Raw genomic sequence first — 3,822 nt, forward strand, 5'->3', positions numbered from 1 at the left:
ATCAGTGACATTGAGGCCATCTTGGCCAAGCAAGAGGACTGGCGCCAGAGACAGTGCATCAATCTCATCGCCAGCGAGAATACCCCCAGCTCAGCGGTGCGTCGTGTTCAAAATTCCGATTTCATGGGACGCTACGCCGAGGGACACCCTAATGAAGGCGAGCGCATTAATCGCTACTATCAAGGAACACGCTATATTGATGAAATAGAGCGTATGGCGAGGGAAGAGATTTGTGATCTCTTCGGAGCTAAACAGGCGGATGTGCGCCCGATCAGCGGCAATGCGGCCAATACAGCCATTGCTCTGGGCTTCCTACGGGGCGGCGACACGATCGTAGTCAACTCAACTGATGCCGGCGGGCACATCAGCCACGGTGCTGTCGGGGTCTTTGGAAGGCGCATCCAGACGCGCGGGCAGTCCTTGAAAGTCGGCGGGCCTCATGCCATCAATCTGCACTATCTGCCGTTGACTGAGGATCGCTATCATGTTGACGTGCAGAAGACGATTGAGCTGATTGATCGCGTAAGTCCGCAGATCGTCGTCATGGGCAAGAGTCTCTTTCTCTTCCCCGAGCCGGTTGCTGAGGTTGCGGCCTTTTGCAAGACCAAAGACATTCCGGTGCTCTACGATGGGGCGCATGTACTGGGCCTGATCGCTGGGGGCCAGTTCCAGTCTCCGCTGCAGGAGGGAGCAACCTGGCTGACTGGCAGCACCCATAAGACCTTTCCCGGTCCTCAGCGTGGGGTCATTTTGGGCAACATGGATGAAGAGACGGCGAAGAAGTACTGGCCGCCTGCAGATCGCGGAGTCTTCCCCGGCTCCTCCAGCAATCATCACCTCTTCTCGTTGCCAGCCCTGCTGGTAGCGATCCGCGAAATGAAGCGCTACGGACGCGAGTATGCGGCCCAGATCGTGCGCAACGCGCAGGCCTTGGGGCAGGCGCTTGATGAGCTGGGAACACCGGTCGAGGCGCGCGAATTCGGTTATACACGTAGCCATATGATCGCCGTCAATGTGGCGGCCTGGGGGGGTGGCGTTGAGGTGGCCAGGCGTCTGGAGGCCAATGATATTATCGTGAACTATAACATGCTGCCCGGCGATGCTGATCCGCGTAACCCCTCGGGCCTGCGCATTGGAGTACAGGAGATGACGCGCTTTGGCATGGATGAGCGGGCGATGGGCGAGCTAGCTCAATTGATTCACGACGCCATCCGGGGCAAGCAGGTACGCGAGGCCGTCCATCGGCTACGCGCTCGCTATCTGGAGATGAAATACGTCTGAACAAGTGGCGCCTCGCGGCAAGCCTGACGGAACCTCCTCCAGAGCCTTCCGTCAGGCTTGCCAGGGTCAACTTGGCCGACTAGGAGAACCTGCTAGATTCGGACGCCATGCTGACGCAGCAGATCGAGGAACCATTGTTCATCGTGAATCTGCACGCCGGCTCGGCGGGCCTTCTCGAGCTTGGAGCCAGGATCTTCACCTACTACCAGGTGCGTCAATGAGCGGGTAACACCGCTGGCAACGGTCCCGCCGAGCTGGCGCACCGCCTCCTCTGCCTCGGAGCGCGTCAGGTGTGTGAGTTTGCCGGTGAACAGGAAGGACTGGCCGGCCAGCGGACCACTAGGCCGCTCCTCGATGGCCATATTGACGCCGGCTTTACGCAGGCGCTCAATAAGCTGGCGATTCTTCTCCTGCTGGAGCCAGGTATAGAGACTGTGGGCACTCTTTGGCCCCACACCTGGGATTGCCATGATCTCCTCTTCGCTGGCCGTTAGCAGGCGATCCATTGAGCCAAAATGTTCAGCAATAAGCTGGGCAGTTTTTTCGCCAATGTAGCGGATATTGAGGCCAAAGAGCAGGCGCCAGAAGGGCCGTTTCTTGCTGGCCTCGATGGCTTTAAGCATGTTGTCGGCGCTTTTCTCCTTGACTCCCTCCAGCTTGAGCAACTGTTCACGCGTCAGATCATAGAAGTCGGCGACCGTTTTGATATAGCCTGCCCTGACTAGCTGCTCGCACTGCTTCTCGCCAATTGTTTCCAGGTCCATAGCCCCTTTCGAGGCAAAGTGAATAACGCTCTCCAGTAGACGTGCCGGACAATCGGTATTTGGGCAGTAGGCGATGGCTTCATCGGGCAGACGCATAATCGGCGTCTCGCAGACCGGGCAGCGCTCGATCGGGGTATAGGGACGTTCCTCCCCGGTGCGCCGCTCAACGATAGGTTTGACTACCTGGGGAATGACCTCGCCAGCGCGCTGGACAATCACCCAGTCGCCGACCCGCAGGTCTTTGCGCAAGATATCTTGCTCGTTGTGAAGCGTGGCCCGCGAGACGGTGACGCCGCGAATGTTGACCGGTTCCAGCATGGCCCAGGGGTTGACCGAGCCTGTGCGCCCAATGTTGATGCGAATGTCGAGCAGACGCGTAGCGACCTGGATGGGGGGATACTTAAAGGCGATGGCCCAGCGCGGCTCTCGCCCAACATAGCCAAGTTCCTGCTGTTGGGCGAGATCATTGATCTTGATAACAACCCCGTCGATCTCGTAAGGTAGGTCAAAACGCTTTTGCTCCCACTCACGACAGTACTGCAGCACTTCGTCGAGGTCTCGCGCCCGCCGGTTGTGAGGATTGACTGGAAAACCCCATTCGGCAATGAGCTGCAAGGCCTCCCAGTGTGTACTCAGGTTGCGACCCTCGATATAGCCAATCTGGTAGCCGAAGAAGTCAAGGTTTCGTTCGGCGGTAATGCGTGGGTCTTTCTGACGGAGCGAGCCGGCAGCGGCATTGCGCGGGTTGGCAAACAGCTTCTCTCGGGTAAGCGATGCATTAAGCTGCTCAAAGCTCTCGATGGTCATGTAGATTTCACCGCGCACCTCAACCCGCGCCGGTGGGTTGGCGTCGCGCAGGCGTTGAGGGATGCTGCGAATGGTGCGCACGTTGGGAGTCCAGTCCTCGCCAACCAGACCATCGCCACGCGTGGCCCCCACTGTTAGTCTCCCCTGTTCATAGGTCAGCGCCATCGCCAGCCCATCAATCTTTAGTTCACAGACATATTCGAAGGTAGCGTTCGGCAGAATGTTCTGTGCGCGCCGCTGCCAGGCAAGTAGTTCTTCTTCGCTGCGCGCGTTGGCCAGGCTCAGCATAGGAACAGGGTGCCGGTGCTGCCTCACTTCAGGAAGCGGCGCCGCCCCAACGCGCTGCGTTGGCGAGTCTGGCGTCTGTAGCTCGGGATGCTCTTCCTCGATACGGCGCAGTTCCTGCATCAATTGATCGTATTCGGCGTCAGTTAATGTAGGATTGTCGAGGACGTAGTACTGATAGTTGGCCTCTTCTATGCGACGGCGCAGCTCGGCCACCCGCGCAGCTAGCTCCTCGTTCTCGCTGGCTCTGCTACCTGCCTCCTGGCTCGGCGCGACGCCTGTCTCTCCATGCTCGCGCTCAAACAACTGATCAGCCATCACTATTGCCTCCCCGAGAAAAGATCTCGCTAGAATGCCTCCCCACTCATCTTGTTCTTTTCAGAAAGGCCAGGGATGGAAGTGGCAATCCAGGCTTGCCCGTTTGCTTTGCTCTTGACGTATGCTCGCTTATCACTGGACATTTGGTCTGGTAGGAACACCTGCTTGTCTCGACCAGGTGCCATTGTCCAGCGGCGTTAAGGTAACAGACAGGGCCATGACCAGGCAGATAGATAGAGAGACTGTGAGCTAAACTGTGTGCTCTTTTCCTGGTCGATCTAGGCCTCGCTGTCTAGGGCTGCTGCCAGCTCTACCAAGCAGCAAGGGGTGGAAGGGCGGCAGCACACGCCTTCCTATCGTATCACAT

At 58.2% G+C, this 3,822-nt stretch carries 2 protein-coding genes; one reads left to right on the forward strand and one right to left on the reverse strand.

The features are described 5' to 3' along the window. Positions 1-1,281, forward strand: a 1,281-nt coding sequence (locus IRZ24_RS17870; protein ID WP_297167275.1) for a serine hydroxymethyltransferase, incomplete at its 5' end; no start/stop codon positions are given. Positions 1,282-1,373: 92 nt separating this feature from the next. Here IRZ24_RS17870 and ligA read toward each other — a convergent pair. After that, positions 1,374-3,455: an NAD-dependent DNA ligase LigA gene (ligA, locus tag IRZ24_RS17875; RefSeq protein WP_297167278.1), complete on the reverse strand. Its 2,082-nt coding sequence runs from the start codon at positions 3,453-3,455 to the stop codon at positions 1,374-1,376. Between the last annotated feature and the right edge of the window lie 367 nt (positions 3,456-3,822).

The organism is Thermogemmatispora sp., from assembly GCF_019683755.1.
Classification (GTDB): Bacteria; Chloroflexota; Ktedonobacteria; order Ktedonobacterales; family Ktedonobacteraceae; genus Thermogemmatispora.